The following is a 20,110-nucleotide window of genomic DNA, read 5'->3' as shown; positions in this document are numbered from 1 at the left end:
TACGTGCACAGTGACATCGCGGTGACAGGGTGTGGCGACAGGCGGGGTGCGGCTACCATGACCGGCACAAGGACGGACGGCGTAAGGGAGTCGTCCCCTGGGGCGGCGCCCGGTGCACAGCCGGGGCGAGGAGGGCGGGCCATGGTGCAGAAGGCCAAGATCCTCCTGGTCGATGACCGGCCGGAGAATCTGCTGGCGCTGGAGGCCATCCTCTCCGCGCTCGATCAGACGCTGGTGCGGGCATCGTCAGGGGAGGAAGCGCTCAAGGCGCTGCTGACGGACGACTTCGCGGTCATTCTGCTGGACGTCCAGATGCCGGGGATGGACGGGTTCGAGACCGCCGCGCACATCAAGAGGCGCGAGCGGACACGGGACATCCCGATCATCTTCCTCACGGCCATCAACCACGGTCCCCACCACACCTTCCGGGGCTACGCCGCCGGCGCGGTGGACTACATCTCCAAGCCGTTCGACCCGTGGGTGCTGCGCGCGAAGGTCTCGGTGTTCGTCGAGCTGTACATGAAGAACTGCCAGTTGAAGGAGCAGGCCGAACTGCTGCGACTGCAACTGGCCGGAGCGGGCGAGGTGAAGGAACCGACCGGTCTCCTGGCCGAGCTGTCCGCCCGTCTCGCCGCTGTCGAGGAGCAGGCCGAAGCGCTCTCCAAACAGCTGGACGACGACTCCGCGGACGCGGCGGCCGTCGCCACGGCCGCACATCTGGAGCGCAAGCTGACCGGACTGCGGCGGGCGCTGGACGCGCTGGAGCCGGGCAGCGGAGGCGGCTCGCCGCTCCCCACACCGAACTAACCGGGTTCGCCCTGGGCCTCAACGGCCTGTGGGCGGCCCGTTTTCCCTCTCTCGGCGATCCCGGCCCCGCGCTCTGCCCACGGTTTGGCGAGGCCGACTGAGGCCGCGTCAGTTTCCGGCCCACGACGCACGACACGAACGGGTGAAGCAGTGGGCACACGTGTCCGCCGCCGTTCACACCGGTAACCTCACCCCCATGGCCTCACGTACGTCCGGCAAGGGTTCCCAGGGCACGGCGGGCACCGCGAAACCGCGTGCCGGCCGTGCGAGCGGTGCCGCGAAGAAGGCGGCCCCCGCCGCCAAGGCCGCGGCGAAGAAGACAGCGCCCACGAAGAAGTCACCTCCCAAGAAGGCTCCGGCGAAGAAGTCCGCGGCCAAACCGGCGCCCAAGCCCGCACCGTCCCCGACGAACGGCGTCTACCGCCTCGTACGCGCCCTATGGCTCGGACTCGCGCACGGAGTCGGCGCGATGTTCCGCGGGATAGGGCGGGGTGCGAAGGGACTCGACCCCGCGCACCGCAAGGACGGCATCGCCCTCCTGCTGCTCGCCCTGGGGCTGATCGTCGCGGCCGGTACGTGGTCGAACCTGCGCGGCCCCGTCGGCGATCTCGTCGAGATGCTGATCACCGGCGCCTTTGGCCGGCTCGACCTGCTCGTCCCGATACTGCTGGGCGCCGTCGCCGTCCGCCTCATCCTCTATCCGCAGAAGCCCGAGGCCAACGGACGCATCGTCATCGGCCTCTCCGCGCTGGTGATCGGCATCCTCGGGCTCGTGCACATCGCCTGCGGCTCCCCGGGCCGGGACGCGGGCACCGAGGCGATGCAGGACGCCGGCGGACTCATCGGCTGGTCCGCGTCCATGCCGCTGATCTTCGCCATGGGCGAGGTCCTCGCCGTGCCGATGCTGGTCCTGCTCACCGTCTTCGGACTGCTCGTCGTCACGGCGACGCCCGTCAACGCCATCCCACAGCGGCTGCGGCAGCTCTGTGTCCGCCTCGGCATCCTCACCCCGGCCCGGTCCGACCTCGACGACGATGCGCGGGAGGGGGAGTACGACAGCGACGACGAGCGCTACGACGATCAGTGGCGCGAGGCCCTGCCCGCGCGAGGACGCCGCTCGACGGCGCGGCGGAGCGAGGCGCCCGACGACTACGACACCGACCACGCGGAGGTCGAGGCGCTGGCCCGCCGCCGGCGGCCCCGCCGGCAGTCGGTGCAGCCCGCCCACGACCGGCCCCTGGACGCCGTCGACATCGCCGCCGCGGCCGCCGCCGCGCTGGACGGCGCCGTACTCAACGGGATGCCGCCCTCGCCGATCGTCGCCGACCTCACCCAGGGCGTCTCCGCCGACCGCACGCGGGACGCCGTGAAGGCACGGCCGGGGGAGCGCACGCGCGGGGCGTCCGGCGCGGCATCCGGTGCGGGAGCCGGTTCGGGTTCCCGTCCCGGCTCACGGGAGCACTCCGTACCGACGGCGCGCGAGCCGGAGCCACGCGACAGTGCCGCGGCGCTCTCGCAGTCCGGCGCGGTGGCCGACCTGACCAAGGCCCCGCCCGCGAAGGACCGGTCCCTGCCGCCGCGCGCCGAGCAGCTTCAGCTCGCCGGCGACATCACCTACTCCCTGCCCTCGCTGGACCTGCTGGAGCGCGGCGGCCCCGGCAAGACCCGCAGCGCCGCCAACGACGCGGTCGTCGACTCGCTGACCAACGTCTTCATGGAGTTCAAGGTCGACGCGACCGTCACCGGCTTCACCCGGGGACCGACCGTCACCCGCTACGAGGTGCAGCTCGGCCCCGCCGTGAAGGTCGAGCGCATCACCGCGCTCACCAAGAACATCGCCTACGCCGTGGCCAGCCCCGACGTCAGGATCATCAGCCCCATCCCCGGCAAGTCCGCCGTCGGCATCGAGATCCCGAACTCCGACCGGGAGATGGTCAACCTCGGCGACGTCCTGCGGCTCGCCGACGCCGCCGAGGACGACCATCCGATGCTCGTCGCGCTCGGCAAGAACGTCGAGGGCGGCTACGAGATGGCCAACCTCGCCAAGATGCCGCACCTGTTGGTCGCCGGCGCCACCGGCTCCGGCAAGTCCTCCTGCATCAACTGTCTGATCACCTCGGTGATGGTCAGGGCGACCCCGGAGGACGTCCGTATGGTCCTGGTCGACCCCAAGCGGGTCGAGCTCACGGCGTACGAGGGCATCCCGCACCTGATCACGCCCATCATCACCAACCCCAAGCGGGCCGCCGAGGCGCTCCAGTGGGTCGTGCGGGAGATGGACCTGCGCTACGACGACCTCGCGGCGTACGGCTACCGCCACATCGACGACTTCAACCAGGCCGTACGCAAGGGCAAGGTCAAGGCCCCGGAGGGCAGTGAGCGCGAGCTGACGCCCTATCCGTATCTGCTGGTGATCGTGGACGAGCTGGCCGACCTGATGATGGTCGCGCCGCGCGACGTCGAGGACGCGATCGTCCGTATCACCCAGCTGGCCCGCGCCGCCGGTATCCACCTGGTGCTCGCCACCCAGCGTCCCTCGGTCGACGTCGTCACCGGTCTGATCAAGGCGAACGTGCCCTCCCGGCTCGCCTTCGCGACCTCCTCGCTCGCCGACAGCCGGGTCATCCTCGACCAGCCCGGCGCCGAGAAGCTGATCGGCAAGGGCGACGGACTGTTCCTCCCGATGGGCGCCAGCAAGCCCACCCGTATGCAGGGCGCCTTCGTCACGGAGGAAGAGGTCGCGGCCGTCGTCCAGCACTGCAAGGATCAGATGGCCCCTGTCTTCCGGCAGGACGTCGTCGTCGGCACGGCCAAGAAGAAGGACATCGACGAGGACATCGGCGACGACCTCGATCTGCTGTGCCAGGCCGCCGAGTTGGTCGTCTCCACGCAGTTCGGTTCGACATCGATGCTTCAGCGGAAGTTGCGCGTGGGTTTCGCCAAAGCGGGCAGACTCATGGATCTGATGGAATCGCGGAACATCGTCGGTCCCAGTGAGGGTTCCAAGGCGCGTGATGTGCTGGTGAAGGCAGACGAGCTGGACGGAGTGCTCGCGGTGATCCGCGGCGAGCCCGCTCCCGAAGGAGCTGACGGGAATTGACGGTACCTGAGGCGATCCGAGAGATATCCGGAGCAACCCTTTCCCCGGGTCGGACGTCAACGTGGAGAGGGAGACACCCCGGTGTCCCGTCGACACGCCGTCCGGCCGTTCAGATGGCGTACAAAGTGCATCCGCCCGGTTGCCCCACCCTTTCGTACCACCCATAGACTGAACATCCAGCAGGTGGCTACACGCTCGAAAGGCACCCCCGTGTCCATCGGCAACTCCCCCGAAGACGACCAGCCTTCCGCCGTCGACCCCGCAGAGGACGAGCGGCCCGCGACCGAAGAGCACAAGCCTTCGGTCGGTCATGTCCTCCAGAAAGCACGCACCGCCGCAGGTCTCACCGTCGAACAGGTCAGTGCCTCCACCCGGGTGCGCGTTCCCATCGTCCAGGCGATCGAGGAGGACGACTTCTCGCGCTCCGGCGGCGACGTCTACGCGCGCGGTCACATCCGCATGCTCGCGCGCTCGGTCGGGATCGACCCCGAGCCTCTTGTCGGGCAGTACGACGCCGAGCACGGCGGGCGCCCGTCGCCGACGCCCGCGGCCCCGCTGTTCGAGGCCGAGCGGATCCGCCCCGAGCGGCGCCGGCCCAACTGGACGGCGGCCATGGTCGCCGCGATCGTCGCGGTGATCGGCTTCGTCGGCTTCACCATGTTCAACGGTGCCGACGAGGAGGGCCAGGGGAAGCGGATCGCCGAAGGCCCGGCGCCGGAGAAGACGACCTCCGAACCGAGCACCAAGAAGCCCGCCGACCCGAAGCCCGACCCGTCGGACAGCGCCATCGCCGCGGCCCCGGCCGACAAGGTGACGGTCAAGCTGTCCGCCGTCGAGGACAAGAGCTGGATCTCCGCCAAGTCCCCCAACGGTGAACTGATCTTCGACGGACTGCTCCTCAAGGGTGAGTCGAAGACCTTCCAGGACGACGAGCAGATCGACTTCATCCTCGGCAACGCCGGAGTGATCGACATCTTCGTCAACGGCAAGCAGGTCGACGAGGACTTCAAGCCGGGCCAGGTCGAGCGCCCGTCGTACACGAAGGGCGACCCCGAAGCGGGCTGATGCCGGGCCGGCGCCGAAAGGCGCCGGCGGGCACGGGGCGAGCCCAGGGGCGGTGCGCGGCAGCACACCGGCGAGGTGCGTGGGGAGGCCTCCCGGACGCGCTCCACCGCCCCCGGGCCCGTCGGTCAACCCTGCGCGGCAGGAGGAGGGCCCGGACAAAGTAGTCTTGAGCCCATGCCCGAACGCCGTACCGTCGCCCTTGTCACGCTTGGCTGCGCCCGTAACGAGGTGGACTCGGAGGAGCTTGCAGGCCGCTTGGCAGCGGACGGCTGGGAGCTCGTCGAGGAAGCCGCCGACGCGGACGTCGCCGTCGTCAACACCTGCGGCTTCGTCGAAGCCGCCAAGAAGGACTCCGTCGACGCCCTGCTGGAAGCCAACGATCTCAAGGATCACGGCAGAACCCAGGCCGTCGTCGCCGTCGGCTGCATGGCGGAGCGTTACGGCAAGGAGCTCGCGGAATCGCTCCCCGAAGCGGACGGCGTGCTCGGATTCGACGACTACGCCGACATCTCCGACCGCCTCCAGACCATCCTCAACGGCGGCATCCACGCCTCGCACACGCCTCGCGACCGGCGCAAGCTGCTCCCGCTCAGCCCGGCCGACCGGCAGGGCGCCACCGGTGTGGCCCTGCCCGGCCACGGCGCCGGGACCGCTCCTCCTACGGAGGCGGTCATCCCGGCGCCCGCCGACCTGCCGCAGGGACTCGCGCCGGCCTCCGGTCCGCGCGCCCCGCTGCGCCGGCGCCTCGACAACAGCCCCGTCGCCTCCGTGAAGCTGGCCTCCGGCTGCGACCGGCGCTGCTCCTTCTGCGCGATCCCCTCCTTCAGAGGCTCCTTCATCTCGCGCCGCCCCTCCGACGTGCTGGGCGAGACGCGCTGGCTCGCCGAACAGGGCGTGAAGGAGGTCATGCTCGTCTCCGAGAACAACACCTCCTACGGCAAGGACCTCGGCGACATCCGCCTTCTGGAGACGCTGCTGCCCGAACTCGCGGCGGTCGACGGGATCGAGCGCGTACGGGTCAGCTACCTCCAGCCCGCCGAGATGCGCCCCGGACTCATCGACGTCCTGACGTCGACACCGGGCGTCGCCCCGTACTTCGACCTGTCCTTCCAGCACTCCGCGCCCGCCGTGCTGCGCGCGATGCGCCGTTTCGGGGACACCGACCGCTTCCTGGAACTGCTGGAGACGATCCGGGGCAAGGCCCCGCAGGCCGGTGTTCGCTCCAACTTCATCGTGGGCTTCCCCGGCGAGACGGAGGCCGACTTCGCCGAGCTGGAACGCTTCCTCACCGGAGCGCGGCTCGACGCCGTAGGCGTGTTCGGTTACTCGGACGAGGACGGCACCGAGGCGGCGACGTACGACCACAAGCTGGACGAGGACGTCGTGGCCGAGCGGCTGGCGCACCTGTCGCGCCTTGCCGACGAGCTGACGTCGCAGCGGGCCGAGGAGCGCCTGGGGGAGACCCTGACGGTGCTCGTGGAGTCTCTCGGATCCTTGGACGACTCCGAGGAGGGCGCCGTCGGCCGCGCCGCCCACCAGGCGCCCGAGACCGACGGCCAGGTGATCTTCACATCGCGCGAGGGTCTCGTTCCCGGTCGTATGGTCGAGGCGAAGGTGGTCGGCACCGAAGGCGTGGACCTGGTGGCGGAGTACTGCGGCTTCACCGGGGACGAGCCCCGGAGCCCCGGTGAGGAGGCAGCCAGATGACCGGAGTCCCGGCATCGGCCGAGGGTGGCCAGGGTAGGCCGGCGCCCGGCGGCAAGCTGGGGGCTGCGGCCGTCAATCAGGCCAGTATCTGGAACATCGCCAACATCCTCACGATGATGCGGCTGGTGCTCGTACCGGCCTTCGTGATGCTGCTGCTCCAGGACGGCGGGTACGACCCGGCCTGGCGCGCCTGGGCGTGGGCCGCGTTCGCCGTGGCCATGATCACCGATGTCTTCGACGGGCATCTGGCCCGCACGTACAACCTGGTCACCGACTTCGGGAAGATCGCCGACCCGATCGCCGACAAGGCGATCATGGCGGCGGGGCTGATCAGTCTCTCCGCGCTCGGGGACCTTCCGTGGTGGGTGACCGGGGTCATTCTCTTCCGTGAGCTCGGGATCACGCTGATGCGGTTCTGGGTGATCCGGCACGGAGTGATTCCGGCCAGCCGCGGCGGCAAGATGAAGACGCTGGCGCAGGGCATCGCGGTCGGCATGTACGTGCTGGCGCTGACGGGGCCGCTCGCGACGCTGCGGTTCTGGGTGATGGGGATCGCGGTGCTGCTGACCGTGCTGACCGGCCTGGACTATGTGCGTCAGGCGATCGTGCTGCGACGGCAGGGGCTGACGGCCGAGCATGCCGGCGCGGAGAGGACTTCGTGACGTCGGAGACGTCGGAGACGTCCGCCGGGAAGGATGCGGCGGCCGGAGACGTTCTACTGAGGGACCTGGCCGCCCGGGTGCTGGACGTGCTCGCGCGCCGGGGGAGCACGCTCGCCGTCGCCGAGTCGCTGACCGGCGGTCTGGTGGCGGCGGAGCTGACATCGGTTCCCGGTGCCTCGCGATCGCTCCGCGGGTCCGTCACGGCCTACGCGACGGATGTGAAGCGCGATGTACTCGGCGTGGACGGAACACTTCTGGCGGAGCGGGGCGCGGTGGATCCCGAGGTCGCACGGCAGATGGCCGTCGGCGTACGGGCAGTGCTGGCCGCCGACTGGGGCGTCTCGACCACGGGGGTCGCGGGACCGGACGCGCAGGACGGACAGCCGGTGGGCACCGTCCACGTGGCTGTGAGCGGTCCGCACGGTGCCGAGAAAGTGGCCGCACTGCGGTTGAACGGTGACCGGGCGGAAATCCGTAGAGAGAGTGTACGGAGCGTGCTGGAACTGCTTTCCGGCGAACTGACCGGGAACGGGCGGACACAGGATACGGAACGGAACGGGGGGACTTGATGTTTGCAGCCCTGAGTGAACACGACATCGCTCCCCGCACGGCCGCAGCGGGAGGCGGTACGGTGGGGCGAGAAGGATGCGGCTACGCGGTCCGAGGAGGGAGCCACCGATGATTCTGCTCCGTCGCCTGCTTGGTGACGTACTGCGTCGGCAGCGCCAGCGCCAGGGCCGTACTCTGCGCGAAGTCTCCTCGTCCGCCCGAGTCTCGCTCGGCTATCTCTCCGAGGTGGAGCGGGGGCAGAAGGAGGCATCCTCCGAACTGCTCTCCGCTATCTGCGACGCGCTTGACGTACGGATGTCCGAGCTCATGCGCGAAGTGAGCGACGAACTGTCGTTGGCCGAGCTGGCCGCGTCCGCAGCGGCGAGCGAGCCGGTGCCCGCGGCGGTACGTCCGATGCTCAATTCCGTCTCCGTGACGTCGGTGGCAGGTGTGCCGACGGAGCGGGTGACCATCAAGGCGCCAACAGAAGCGGTGAACGTCGTCGCCGCCTGATGCGTACGGTGTGACCGAGGCCTGAGCCCCGGACGGTCCCAGTGGCCGGCCGGGGCTTCTGCTTTGCCCGTTTCCGATTACCGCGCTGCTTGCCACCCCGGTTGTCGCTATTTTCCCGAAATGAGCCTTTTGGGGTCTTGTGCGAAGGTGGGCATACGTGTGAACGGAACTGGAAGGACGCCCCATGTCTGTCGTCAAGAGCTCACTGCCCGAGGCGGATCTGAAATCGGTCGGCGAGGCCCTCCAAGGCGCGCTCGTGGATCTGCTCGATCTCTCACTGGTGGCCAAGCAGGTGCACTGGAACATCGTGGGACCGCGCTTCCGGTCCGTACACCTCCAGCTCGACGAGGTCGTCACCACGGCCCGGAATCACTCCGACACCGTGGCGGAACGGGCCGCGGCGATCGGTGTGACCCCGGACGGCCGCGCGGCGACGGTGGCGGCCCAGAGCGCGATCGGCACCGTACCCGACGGCTGGATCAAGGACGCGGACGCCGTACGGACGCTGGTGGACGGCCTCAGCGCGGTGATCGTCCGTATGCGGGAGCGGATCAGCGTGACCGACAAGCCCGACCCGATCACCCAGGACATCCTGATCGGGCTCACGGCCGATCTCGAAAAGCACCACTGGATGTTCCAGGCGGAGAGCGCGTAGGGCGCGTGAGCCGGGTTCGGGTGCTGGTGCGGGCGCGGGTGCCTCGGGCGGTGAGTGTCGGGGTGCGCCTCGACGCGGGTCCGATATGCGCCGTGCACGCCTCCCGTGCGCCCTTTCGCCGGATACGCGAGCCGGTCTAGCGTCGGTCTGAGGAGGCGGCCATGGCACGGCGACGGATCCTTCTGCCGGCTCTCGCTCTCGGCGGGCTCTGGTGGTGGGCCGTAATGCGGCTCGCCCTGGCGCCCGAGCACGCCGGGGTCATCGAGGGGGCGGTGGCGGCGGGCGGCTGGGGACTGAGTCTGCTGCCGGTGCACGCGGCGGCCCGTACGTCGGTGAGGCCCCGGAAGAGCGCCGCCGCGGCGGTGGACGCCGACGAGGACGGGGCGGTGGCGGAGTATCCGGGCGGCCCCGGAGGACCGCCGGGCGGCTCGGACGGCCCGGACGGTTCTCAGGGGACGGGGCCCAGCTGGCAGCGTGGGCACCAGTAGACGGGGCGCTCGTCGTCCTCCGCCTTGCTGATGGGAGTGCCGCAGCGGCGGCAGGGGAGGCCGCCGCGGCCGTATACGTACAGATGACGGCGCGAGCGCTCCCTGTTGGCCTCAAGGAGCTTCTTCGCGGCCGTCACCAGCCGCTCGGGCGACGGCAGGTCCCCGATGGGCAGCCAGGGGGTGGTGCGGGCGAGGAAACAGGTCTCGCACCGGAAGACGTTGCCGATGCCCGCGAGATTGCGCTGGTCCAGCAACGCGTCGCCGACGGTGCGGGCCGGGTCGGCGAGCAGATTGCGCAGGGCGGTCCCCGGATCCCAGTCGGGCCCGAGGAGATCCGGACCCAGATGGCCCACCACACGCTCCTCGTCCGCCGTACGCAGGAGTTCGAGCACCGGGAGCCGGTAGCCGACGGCCGTGCGTTCGGCGTTGCCGAGGATCGCCCGGATCTGGTGGGCGGGGCCGCCGCGCCAGCGATCGTCGGCGCCGTACACCCGCCAGGCCCCGTCCATCCGAAGATGTGAGTGGAGGGTGAGGCCGCCCTCGATACGGGTCAGGAGATGCTTGCCGCGCGGGGTGACGTCGAGGACCGTCCGGCCGGTGAGGTCGGAGGTCGCGAACCGGGGGACGCGGAGGTCCGACCGGGTCAGCAGCCGCCCGGCGAGGGCGGTGTGCAGGCGCCGGGCGGTCTGAAGGACGGTGTCACCTTCGGGCATGTTTCCATCATGCGCGAGACGGGCGCCGTGACGAGCGGCGTACGGGGTGTGGCGTGCGCAGATGTACGGCGACTGGCCCCGGCCGCGGCGGCGGACCGGGGGGCGCGGCGGGTGCGGCGGGCGCGGCCGGGCGTACGGACGACGCCGAGACGTGGCGGCGGTCGGGAAGCGGCGGCGAGGCCGGGCTCAGGCCCGCAGCCGCAGGCCCCTCGGGGTGGCGAGGAAACCCGCCGACTCCAGGACGCGGCCCACGGGGGACGTCAGCGCCTGCTCCCCGTTCGCCCGCTCCACCGTGACCGTACCGAGCGCGCCCGCACGGGCGGCGGCTGCCAGGGCCTCGGCGGCCGAACGCAGCGCCACGTCGTCGTCGGCGTCCACGTCGGCGTCCGCACGATCCGGGCCGGACGGGGCGCCGGGATCGCCGGGCCAGGCGAGGAGGGTCTTGCCGCCGCGTTCCATGTACAGCGTCAGGGCGCCGTCGACGAGGACGACCAGGGAGCCCGCCTTGCGGCCCGGTTTGTGGCCGGCGCCCGAGGGCGGATCCGGCCAGGGCAGCGCCGCCCCGTACGCGTTGGCCGGGTCGGCGGCGGCCAGCACCACCGCGCGCGGCGAGGGGTCGGACGCGGCGCGGTCACGGGCGGTGGAGGCCGCGCGGAGGCGGTCCACCGCCCCGTCCATCGCGAACTGGGCCGCGCCCAGGCCCTCGACGACATAGCCGCGGCGCGCCTGACCGCTGTCCTCGAAGGCGGACAGCACCCGGTACACCGCCGAGAAGCCGCCCTCGATGCCTTCGGCGGCGACGGCGCCCCGCGTCACCACACCGTGGCGGTCCAGGAGGGTGCGGGCCAGGGCGTGGGCGCGGCGCGTGGCGTCCGGATCGGGGACCGGGAGCAGCGACCAGCGTCCGCTGACGGTCGGCGGTCCCGTACGGGAGGCGGGCCGGGCGGCGGCGGTGAGGGAGCCGTAACGCCCGCGCGGGACGGTCCGTCTGGCGCGGTGGGCCGTCGCGCCCGCCGTACGCCCCGAGCCGAGCAGCGAGCGCAGCGGCGCCAGGGTGTCGTTGGTCAGCCGCCCCGACCAGGCCAGGTCCCAGACCGCGTCGGCCAGTTGGGGATCGGTGACGTCGGGGTGGGTGGTGGCCCGTACCTGGTCGGTGATCTGACGGAAGAACAGGCCGTATCCGCCGGACAGGGTGGTGAGGACCGACTCGTGCAGCGCCGTCAGCTCCAGAGGGTGCGGCGGCGGGAGCAACAGCGGTGCGGAGTCGGCCGGATAGAGGGAGATCCAGCCGTCCTTGCCGGGAAGGGCACCGGCTCCGGCCCACAGGACCTCGCCCGTGGTGGTCAGCTCGTCCAGGAGCGTCGGGGTGTAGCCCGAGACCCGCGAGGGGAGCACCAGCTTCTCCAGCGCGGACGCCGGGACGGACGCGCCCTGCAACTGCTCGACCGCGCGGGCCAGTCCGTCGATGCCGCGCAGGCCGTGGCTGCCCAGATGCTGCCACTGGGGAAGGAACGTGGCGAGCGCGGCGGGCGGCACCGGTTCCAGTTCGTGCCGCAGCGCGGCGAGCGACCTGCGGCGCAGTCGGCGCAGCACCGTGGCGTCGCACCACTCCTGGCCGATCCCCGACGGATGGAACTCGCCCTGGACGACACGGCCCCCGGCGGCGAGGCGTTGGAGCGCGCCCTCGGTGACGGCGGGGCCGAGTCCGAAGCGGTCGGCGGCCCCGGAGGAGGTGAAAGGGCCGTGTGTGCGGGCATGACGCGCCAGGAGATCGCCGAGGGGGTCCTTGACCGGCTCCGTGAACGCCTCGGGGACGCCGACGGGCAGGGCGGTGCCGAGCGCGTCGCGCAGTCGGCCCGCGTCCTCGATCGCCGCCCAGTACTCGGCGCCGCCGATCCGGACCCGGATGGCGCGGCGGGCCGCGGCGAGATCCGCCGGCCAGGGCGGCTCGGATCCCCGCTCCGCCAACTCGGCGTCGGTGAGCGGCCCGAGGACCCGAAGCAGGTCCGCGACGCCCTCCACGTCCTTGACGCGGCGGTCGTCGGTGAGCCACTGGAGCTCGCGCTCCAGCTCCTCCAGGACATCGGCGTCCAGCAGTTCGCGCAGCTCGGCCTGGCCGAGGAGCTCGGCCAGCAGCCGCGAGTCCAGGGAGAGGGCGGCTGCGCGCCGCTCCGCGAGGGGGGAGTCACCCTCGTACAGAAACTGCGCGACGTACCCGAAGAGAAGCGAGCGGGCGAACGGGGACGGCTCGGTGGTCGTGACCTCGACCAGCCGGACCCGGCGGGATTCGATGTCGCCCATCAGCTCGGTGAGACCGGGCACGTCGAAGACGTCCTGAAGACATTCCCTGACGGCTTCGAGGACGATGGGGAACGAGCCGAACTCGCTTGCCACCTGGAGCAGTTGGGAGGCCCGTTGGCGCTGCTGCCAGAGCGGTGTGCGCTTCCCGGGACTGCGGCGCGGCAGCAGCAGGGCACGCGCCGCGCACTCACGGAAGCGGGCGGCGAACAGCGCGGAGCCCCCCACCTGATCGGTGACGATCTGGCCGACCTCGCCCCGCTCGAAGGCGACATCACCGGCGCCGATCGGCGCCTGCTCGTTGTCGTACGCCGGATCGGGCGACACCGGGTCCTGGTCGAGAAGATCCAGACTCAGCAGGTCGGCGTCGGGCAGCCGGAGCACGATGCCGTCGTCCGCGTGCATGACCTGGGCGTCCATCCCGTACCGCTCGGCGAGCCGGGCACCGAGGGCCAGCGCCCACGGCGCGTGCACCTGGGCACCGAACGGGGAGTGGATGACGACCCGCCAGTCGCCCAGGTCGTCCCGGAACCGCTCCACGAGGATCGTCCGGTCGTCGGGGACATGGCCGCAGGCACGGCGCTGCTCGTCCAGATACGCCAGGACGTTGTCCGCCGCCCAGGCGTCGAGGCCGGCGGCGACCAGTCGCAGCCTGCCGTCCTCCGGTGACAGCGCGCCGACCTCGCGCAGGAACGCGCCCACCGCGCGGCCCAGTTCGAGCGGACGGCCCAACTGGTCGCCCTTCCAGAAAGGAAGGCGGCCCGGCACGCCGGGGGCAGGGGAGACCAGCACCTGGTCGCGCGTGATGTCCTCGATACGCCACGAGGTCGTGCCCAGCGTGAAGACGTCGCCGACCCGCGACTCGTACACCATCTCCTCGTCCAGCTCACCCACCCGGCCGCCGCCGCGGCCCTTGCCGCTGCCGGAACCGGCGCCGGAGGATCCCGCGAGGAACACACCGAAGAGGCCGCGGTCGGGGATGGTGCCGCCCGAGGTGACGGCAAGGCGCTGCGCACCGGGGCGGCCCGTGACCGTACCCGTCACGCGGTCCCACACCACACGGGGGCGCAGCTCGGCGAACGCGTCCGACGGATAGCGGCCCGCGAGCATGTCGAGGACGGCGGTGAACGCCGACTCGGGGAGCGAGGCGAAGGGCGCAGCGCGGCGGGCCAGGGCGAGCAGGTCGTCGGCCTGCCAGGTGTCGAGCGCGACCGTCGCGACGAGCTGCTGAGCCAGCACGTCCAGCGGGTTGGCGGGGACCCGCAGGGCTTCGATGGAGCCGGTGCGCATCCGCTCGGTGACGACGGCGGCCTGCACCAGATCGCCCCGGTACTTGGGGAAGACGACGCCCGTCGAGACCGCCCCCACCTGGTGGCCCGCGCGGCCCACGCGCTGGAGACCGGACGCCACGGACGGGGGCGACTCGACCTGGATGACGAGATCCACCGCGCCCATGTCGATGCCCAGCTCCAGGCTGGACGTCGCCACGACGGCCGGCAGACGGCCCGCCTTGAGGTCCTCCTCGACCCGGGCGCGCTGCTCCTTGGAGACCGAGCCGTGGTGGGCGCGTGCCATCAGGGGAGGCGCGCCCTTGGCGGCGCCCGACTCGGCCATGATCTCGGCGGGGGAGTGAGCCTCGGGCATGGCCTCGCCCGTGGCCCGTTCGTACGCGATCTCGTTGAGCCTGTTGCACAGACGCTCGGCGAGACGGCGGGAGTTGGCGAAGACGATCGTCGAACGGTGCGCCTGGACGAGATCGGCGATCCGCTCCTCGACGTGCGGCCAGATCGACGGCTTGTCGCCGCCGTCCGCGCCGCCGCCGCTGTCGGCGGCAGGTGAGCCCCCCAGCTCGCCGAGATCCGCCACCGGGACGACCACCGACAGATCGAACTCCTTCCCGGAAGGAGGCTGCACGATCTCGACCCTGCGCTGCGGGGACAGATAGCGGGCGACCTCGTCCACCGGACGCACCGTGGCCGACAGTCCGATACGGCGGGCCGGACGAGGCAGCAGCTCGTCGAGCCGTTCCAGGGAGAACGCGAGATGGGCGCCGCGCTTCGTCCCCGCGACGGCGTGGACCTCGTCCAGGATCACCGTCTCCACACCCGCCAGCGCGTCGCGCGCCGACGAGGTCAGCATCAGGAAGAGGGACTCCGGGGTGGTGATCAGGATGTCCGGCGGTTTGGTGGACATCGAGCGGCGCTCGGCGGCGGGGGTGTCGCCGGAACGGATGCCGACCCGGATCTCCGGCTCGGGCTGCCCGAGCCGGACGGACTCCTGCCGGATTCCCGTGAGCGGGCTGCGCAGATTGCGCTCCACGTCCACCGCGAGGGCCTTGAGCGGGGACACGTACAGCACCCGGCAGCGCTTTCGGGCCTCGGCCGGCGGCGGCACCGAGGCGAGCCGGTCGAGGGCGGCGAGGAAGGCGGCCAGCGTCTTGCCGGAGCCGGTCGGGGCGACGACCAGCACGTCCGAGCCCTCGCCGATGGCACGCCAGGCACCCTCCTGCGCGGCGGTGGGCGCGGAGAAGGCCCCGGAGAACCAGCTGCGGGTCGCGGGGGAGAACGAGTCGAGTGCGGTGCCGGCCATTCCCCCATCGTGCACCCGGCCACTGACAATCGCCCGGACCTGCGGAAACGGTTGGGCGAAACCGGGAGGTGGGACGAGGCACGGCCGGTGCAGACTGGGGGCATGGCGGCTCGGGAGCAGGCAAGGCACTGGCGCTACTCGGAGCTGCCCGGTGTCGACCTCCTACGTGCCAAGTACATCGACAAGACCTTCGTCAGGCACACCCACGAGACGTTCGTCATCGCCGCGATCACGGACGGCGTGGATGTGTTCCATCACGGTGGCAGCGATCAGTACGCGGGGCCGGGCTGCCTCGCCCTGGTCAACCCCGACACCCCGCACACCGGCCATGCGCAGGGTCCCGAGGGCTGGCAGTACGGGGCCGTCTACCCGTCGCCCGAGCTCGTCGCGGAGATCGCGGCCGAGACGACACACATCCGCGGCACCCCCGGCTTCGTCGCCCCCGTCGTCGACGACCCGTACACCGTCCACCTCGTCCACCAGGTGCTGCGCGCCGCCGACGAGGGCAACGCCCTCGCCGCCGACACGCTGCTGCGGGTCGCCGTCACCCGCCTCCTGCGGTCGAACGGGAGCACGCTGCCGCGGCGTACGGTGCGGGGCGCGGGCGCCAGGACGGCGGCACGCGCGCGTGCCGTGCTGGAGGGGCGGATGGCCGATCCGCCGTCGCTGGAGCGGCTCGCCGCCGAACTGGGCACCGGCCCGTTCGCCCTGCTGCGGGCCTTCCGGGACACCTACGGCATGCCGCCGCACACCTGGCTCACGGATGCGCGGGTGCGCCGGGCCCGGCATCTGCTGGACGAGGGAACGACCCCCGCCGAGGTGGCCGGCCTCGTCGGCTTCACCGACCAGCCGCACCTCAACCGGCACTTCAGCCGGATCGTGGGAGTGCCGCCGGGCGCGTACCGCAGGGAGCGAACGCCGGGCGGCGCCTGAGCGGGCGGGCGGGGCGCCGGCGGGGGCACTGCCAGGCGGTTACGAGGGCCAACAGGGGCTGCCTTCGCGTTCGCACGGATCCGGCTGCCCGGTCTGCGTAATCTGGCGCCTGCCGTGAGCGGGCGGGACTGGGGCGGGACTTTACGATCCTGCCGAGCCCGCCGCGCGAGCACCTGCCCGGCAGCATGGTCGGTTTTCCCCGGCTCGACGGCTCATCCGTGAGGAAGGCCGGCTGCCCGCACTTCTGGCGGGTGCGCAAGAACGTACAAGACGGAGCCCGAGTCCGCCCCGTAGCGTCTGCGACGTGGCAGAACAGACAGCATCCGCAGACAGACCCGACACGGCGGGGATACCCAACCGGTCGGCCCCGAGGCCCATGACCGAAGCGGGGACAACAGCACACGGGGCGGCCGCCGAGACGGGCCCGGAGCCCGCGAACGGTGCGGGGGCGGCGGACGCGGCTGCCCCTACGGCGCCGGGAGCCGGGCCGGGCGGTGAGCCGGAGGCGAAGCCGGACTCGGCCGTCATCCGCGACGCCCTGGGCGTCGGCATCGCCGTCGGCCTCTCCGGCTTCGCCTTCGGCGTGACATCCGCCGGCGCGGGCCTCACCCTCCTACAGAGCTGCGCGCTCAGCCTCCTGGTCTTCACCGGCGCCTCGCAGTTCGCACTCGTCGGCGCGCTCGCGGCGGGCGGCAACCCCCTGACCGCCGCGGCCGGTGCCTTCTTCCTCGGCGTACGGAACACGTTCTACGGCCTGCGCCTGTCCCAACTCCTGGCGCTGCCACGCTTCGTACGCCCCTTCGCCGCCCAGTGGGTCATCGACGAGACGACGGCCGTCGCGCTCGCGCAGCCCACGCGGCGCGCCGTGCGCCTCGGCTTCACCGTCACCGGGCTCAGCCTCTACGTGCTGTGGAACCTCACCACGCTGCTCGGCGCGCTCGGCGCCGAGGCCATCGGCGACACCGACGCGTGGGGGCTCGACGCGGCCGGCCCGGCCGTCTTCCTGGCTCTGCTCGCCCCCATGCTGCGCACCACGACGGAGCGCGCGGTCGCCGCCGGCGCCGTCGTCCTCGGGCTCGGCTTCCTGCCGGTGCTGCCCGCCGGGGTGCCGGTGCTCGTCGCCGCGCTCGCCGCACCCGCCGTCCTCTGGTTCGAGGGCCGTAGGACCACCGACCCGAAGGGAACGAGCCGATGAGTGTCTGGATCGCCATCGGACTGACCGCGGTCGGCTGCTACCTCGTCAAGCTGCTCGGGCTGCTCGTACCGGCGGGTGCGCTGGAACGCCCCCTCGTCCAGCGGCTGTCCGCGCTGCTGCCCGTCGCGCTGCTCGCCGCTCTCACGGCGCAGCAGGCCTTCAGCGGCGCCGACGGTGCGCTGGTCGTCGACGCCAGGGCGGCCGGACTCGCCGCAGCGGGGCTCGCGCTGGTGCTGCGCGCCCCGTTCCTGGTCGTCATCGCAGCGGCCGTCGCGGTGACCGCCGGAGTACGCGCCCTCGGCGGCTGATCCCGGCGCCGGGACCGAGCGAGTACGTAGCCCCTGGTCACGCGACCCCCTGGCGCGGTCAGCCGATGTCCCGGCCGTACGCCCGCAGCGTCCGCAGGGCGTCGATCGTCGCGATGGGACGCCGCTCCAGGGTCGCGACGGGCATCCACCGGGGCCGGCCGGGTGGCCAGCCCCCGTCCTCGCACTGCGCCCGCGCGAGGAAGCGGAGAGAGCCGTTCATCTCCTCGTCCGTGAACCATCGGCGGGCCACCGACCCGGGCACGCGCGTAGTCGTGCGGGAAGAGGCGTTCGCCGCCGGGCCGATCTCCGGCGGCGTACGCGACGGCGCCCGGACGGGCGTCGGGACGTCCCGGATCCAGGACCGCCATCCCCCGCTCCCGTACGAGCCGTCCGAGCCGGTCGGCGGCGCCGGCCGCACGTGCCCGGTCCGGCACACCGTCCAAGAAGGCAACCGCCGCGACGACCTCAAAAGGACGCGGCTTCTTCAGCGCGTCGACGGCGGCCCAGCAGAAGTCGGTGGCCCGGAACAGCCAGGCGTGCCACACCTGATTGCGGTGCAGCAGTCCCACCACCGGACCGGTGGCACGCAGCTCGCCCCGTGACCGCGTTCCGGCCCCCGCCGACGGGCCCGCCGCGGGCAGCGCCCCGTCCGCCGCCGACACCAGCGTGAGATACCGGCACACCCGCTCCACCCGGGGCCCGCCGCAGCCTCCCACGCCGTCCAGGACGGACAGCGCGTGCGCCGTGTGCGACGGGTGGCTCACGGGGCCGCGGAGGTCGGGCTCCAGGCCGTGGCCGTAACCGCCGTCCTCGTTGCGGTACGCGGCGAGCGCCGTCTCGACGGCCTCCGCCCCGCCGCCCGTGAAGTGATTGGCGAACCGGCGCTGTTCGAGGACCCGCGCCGTCAGCCACACGAAGCGCTCCGCACGGGCGAGGGGAGTCGACTGGGAGAGTGAGGTCTGGGCCATCCACCGACCGTAGGACGCGAACAGCCCCGCGCGGGGCGGACGGCTCCGGCCGCACTCTCAAGGAGCGGGATACTGAGGTCATGCGGTTGACGAATTTCTGGGAACGGATGGCGGACCACTTCGGCCCCGCGTACGCGGATTCCTTCGCGCGCGACCATGTGATGGCGGAGCTCGGCGGCCGTACGGTGCACGAGGCCCTCGCCGCCGGGTGGGAGGCCAAGGACGTCTGGAGGGCGGTCTGCGCCGCCATGGGTGTGCCCGCCGACAAACGGTGACGTACCTGTACGCGACACTGGCTCCGTGGCACTGACCGACGAAACAGCCCAGGATCCTCAGCCGTCCACCCCGCCGCCGCCTTCCGCGGCGGGAAACGGTGATGCGACGGCCCGCATGCCCCGTTGGCTGCCGCGTGCCATGGTGCTCGCGCTGACGCTCATCGCCTGTTTCCAACTGGGCAGTTGGGCGTTCCATCAGCTACTCGGGCTGTTGATCAACATCCTGATCGCCTTCTTCCTGGCCCTGGCGGTCGAGCCGGCCGTCAGCCGGATGGCGACCCGCGGCATACGGCGCGGACTCGCGACGTTCCTGGTCTTCTTCGCCGTACTGATCGCGAGCGTCGGCTTCGTGGTGCTGCTGGGCTCGATGCTCGCGGGCCAGATCATCGAGATCGTCGACGAGTTCCCCAGGTACCTCGACTCCCTCATCAACTGGATCAACCAGAGCTTCCGCACCGAGCTGTCACGGGTGGCCGTCCAGGACAGCCTGCTGCACTCCGACTGGCTCCAGCGATACGTCCAGAACAGCGCGAGCGGCGTGCTCGACGTCTCCACCACCGTGCTCGGCGGCCTCTTCCGACTCCTGACGATCTTCCTGTTCTCGTTCTACTTCGCCGCCGACGGGCCGCGGCTGCGGCGCACGGTGTGCTCCGTCCTGCCCCCGGCCAAGCAGGTCGAGGTCCTGCGCGCCTGGGAGATCGCGGTCGACAAGACCGGCGGCTACATCTACTCGCGCGGACTGATGGCACTCATCTCCGGCGTCGCGCACTACATCCTGCTGGAAATCCTCGGGGTCCCCTACGCGCCGGTGCTCGCCGTGTGGGTGGGCCTCGTCTCGCAATTCCTGCCGACCATCGGCACATACCTGGCCGGCGCCCTGCCGATGCTGATCGCCTTCACCGTCGACCCCTGGTACGCGCTGTGGGTGCTCGGATTCGTCGTGATCTACCAGCAGTTCGAGAACTACGTCCTCCAGCCGAAACTCACCGCCAGGACCGTCGACATCCACCCCGCCGTGGCCTTCGGCTCGGTCGTCGCCGGTACGGCGCTGCTCGGCGCCGTCGGCGCGCTGATCGCCATCCCCGCGGTCGCGACGTTGCAGGCGTTCCTCGGGGCGTACGTGAAGCGCTACGACGTGACGGACGACCCGCGCGTGCACGGCCACCGGCGCCGGGGCAGCGGGCGCACGCTGGCGCGGATACGCCGGACGCTGCGACGCGGCAGCGCCCGCCTGCGCCCGCCGCCCAGGCCGCCGCGCCCGGGGAGCGACGCCTGACGGCCCCGA

General features: G+C 71.8%; 16 protein-coding genes and 1 pseudogene. 14 read left to right on the top strand and 3 right to left on the bottom strand.

Annotated features, from left to right (window positions below):
- The first annotated feature begins 141 nt into the window (after nt 1-141).
- The 9 genes from ACFWHU_RS04755 to ACFWHU_RS04715 all read left to right on the top strand — a co-directional run bounded on the left by ACFWHU_RS04755 (nt 142) and on the right by ACFWHU_RS04715 (nt 9,546).
- Nucleotides 142-807, top strand: a complete 666-nt coding sequence (locus ACFWHU_RS04755) for a two-component system response regulator (RefSeq protein ID WP_078074754.1) — start codon at nt 142-144, stop codon at nt 805-807.
- 196 nt (nt 808-1,003) lie between these two features.
- Nucleotides 1,004-3,907: a DNA translocase FtsK gene (locus ACFWHU_RS04750; RefSeq protein ID WP_387223910.1), complete on the top strand. Its 2,904-nt coding sequence runs from the start codon at nt 1,004-1,006 to the stop codon at nt 3,905-3,907.
- A 210-nt stretch (nt 3,908-4,117) separates the two neighbouring features.
- Entirely contained in the window at nt 4,118-4,972 is an 855-nt protein-coding gene (locus tag ACFWHU_RS04745) for a helix-turn-helix domain-containing protein (protein WP_385800905.1), read from the top strand.
- A 174-nt stretch (nt 4,973-5,146) separates the two neighbouring features.
- Entirely contained in the window at nt 5,147-6,679 is a 1,533-nt protein-coding gene (gene rimO, locus ACFWHU_RS04740) for a 30S ribosomal protein S12 methylthiotransferase RimO (RefSeq protein ID WP_385800789.1), read from the top strand.
- Nucleotides 6,676-7,341, top strand: a complete 666-nt coding sequence (pgsA, locus tag ACFWHU_RS04735) for a CDP-diacylglycerol--glycerol-3-phosphate 3-phosphatidyltransferase (protein WP_385800791.1) — start codon at nt 6,676-6,678, stop codon at nt 7,339-7,341. The genes rimO and pgsA overlap by 4 nt, the downstream gene beginning before the upstream one ends.
- Before the next feature lie 56 nt (nt 7,342-7,397).
- Entirely contained in the window at nt 7,398-7,910 is a 513-nt protein-coding gene (locus ACFWHU_RS04730; RefSeq protein ID WP_387223996.1) for a CinA family protein, read from the top strand.
- 109 nt (nt 7,911-8,019) lie between these two features.
- The gene (locus tag ACFWHU_RS04725; protein ID WP_078074750.1) at nt 8,020-8,403 is read left to right on the top strand and encodes a helix-turn-helix domain-containing protein; all 384 of its coding nucleotides are present in this window, start codon (nt 8,020-8,022) and stop codon (nt 8,401-8,403) included.
- Between the two features lie 184 nt (nt 8,404-8,587).
- On the top strand, nt 8,588-9,058 hold the full coding sequence (locus ACFWHU_RS04720; RefSeq protein WP_385800794.1) for a Dps family protein: 471 nt from the start codon (nt 8,588-8,590) through the stop codon (nt 9,056-9,058).
- A gap of 161 nt (nt 9,059-9,219) precedes the next feature.
- A complete protein-coding gene (locus ACFWHU_RS04715) occupies nt 9,220-9,546 on the top strand; it encodes a hypothetical protein (RefSeq protein WP_387223907.1) in 327 nt (108 codons plus the stop codon).
- Here the strand turns inward: ACFWHU_RS04715 and ACFWHU_RS04710 are convergent.
- Both ACFWHU_RS04710 and ACFWHU_RS04705 read right to left on the bottom strand, forming a co-directional pair.
- Nucleotides 9,507-10,259 (bottom strand): DNA-formamidopyrimidine glycosylase family protein, encoded by a 753-nt coding sequence (locus tag ACFWHU_RS04710; protein ID WP_385800798.1) that lies wholly within the window; start codon nt 10,257-10,259, stop codon nt 9,507-9,509. The two genes, ACFWHU_RS04715 and ACFWHU_RS04710, sit on opposite strands and share 40 nt — an antisense overlap.
- A gap of 186 nt (nt 10,260-10,445) precedes the next feature.
- A complete protein-coding gene (locus ACFWHU_RS04705) occupies nt 10,446-15,146 on the bottom strand; it encodes an ATP-dependent helicase (protein WP_387223904.1) in 4,701 nt (1,566 codons plus the stop codon).
- Nucleotides 15,147-15,248: 102 nt separating this feature from the next.
- Between ACFWHU_RS04705 and ACFWHU_RS04700 the strand changes: the two genes are divergently transcribed.
- The 3 genes from ACFWHU_RS04700 (at nt 15,249) to ACFWHU_RS04690 (ending at nt 17,582) form a co-directional block, all read left to right on the top strand.
- Entirely contained in the window at nt 15,249-16,079 is an 831-nt protein-coding gene (locus ACFWHU_RS04700; RefSeq protein WP_387223902.1) for an AraC family transcriptional regulator, read from the top strand.
- A 376-nt stretch (nt 16,080-16,455) separates the two neighbouring features.
- On the top strand, nt 16,456-17,274 hold the full coding sequence (locus ACFWHU_RS04695) for an AzlC family ABC transporter permease (RefSeq protein WP_387223994.1): 819 nt from the start codon (nt 16,456-16,458) through the stop codon (nt 17,272-17,274).
- Entirely contained in the window at nt 17,271-17,582 is a 312-nt protein-coding gene (locus ACFWHU_RS04690; RefSeq protein WP_147878200.1) for an AzlD domain-containing protein, read from the top strand. Before ACFWHU_RS04695 ends, ACFWHU_RS04690 begins: the two co-directional genes overlap by 4 nt.
- Nucleotides 17,583-17,640: 58 nt before the next feature.
- Here ACFWHU_RS04690 and ACFWHU_RS04685 read toward each other — a convergent pair.
- A pseudogene (locus ACFWHU_RS04685) lies at nt 17,641-18,550 on the bottom strand (hypothetical protein).
- An 80-nt stretch (nt 18,551-18,630) separates the two neighbouring features.
- On the opposite strand from ACFWHU_RS04685, the gene ACFWHU_RS04680 reads away from it, so the two are divergent.
- Nucleotides 18,631-18,825, top strand: coding sequence for a DUF3046 domain-containing protein (locus ACFWHU_RS04680; protein WP_385800809.1), 195 nt, complete (start codon nt 18,631-18,633; stop codon nt 18,823-18,825).
- A 115-nt stretch (nt 18,826-18,940) separates the two neighbouring features.
- On the top strand, nt 18,941-20,101 hold the full coding sequence (locus tag ACFWHU_RS04675) for an AI-2E family transporter (RefSeq protein WP_387223992.1): 1,161 nt from the start codon (nt 18,941-18,943) through the stop codon (nt 20,099-20,101).
- The last annotated feature ends 9 nt before the right edge of the window (nt 20,102-20,110 follow it).

The sequence above is a fragment of the Streptomyces sp. NPDC060366 genome (assembly GCF_042725135.1).
Classification (GTDB): Bacteria; Actinomycetota; Actinomycetes; order Streptomycetales; family Streptomycetaceae; genus Streptomyces.
Note: the sequence above shows the minus strand (reverse complement) of the source record. Positions and strands in the feature narration are given on the sequence as shown.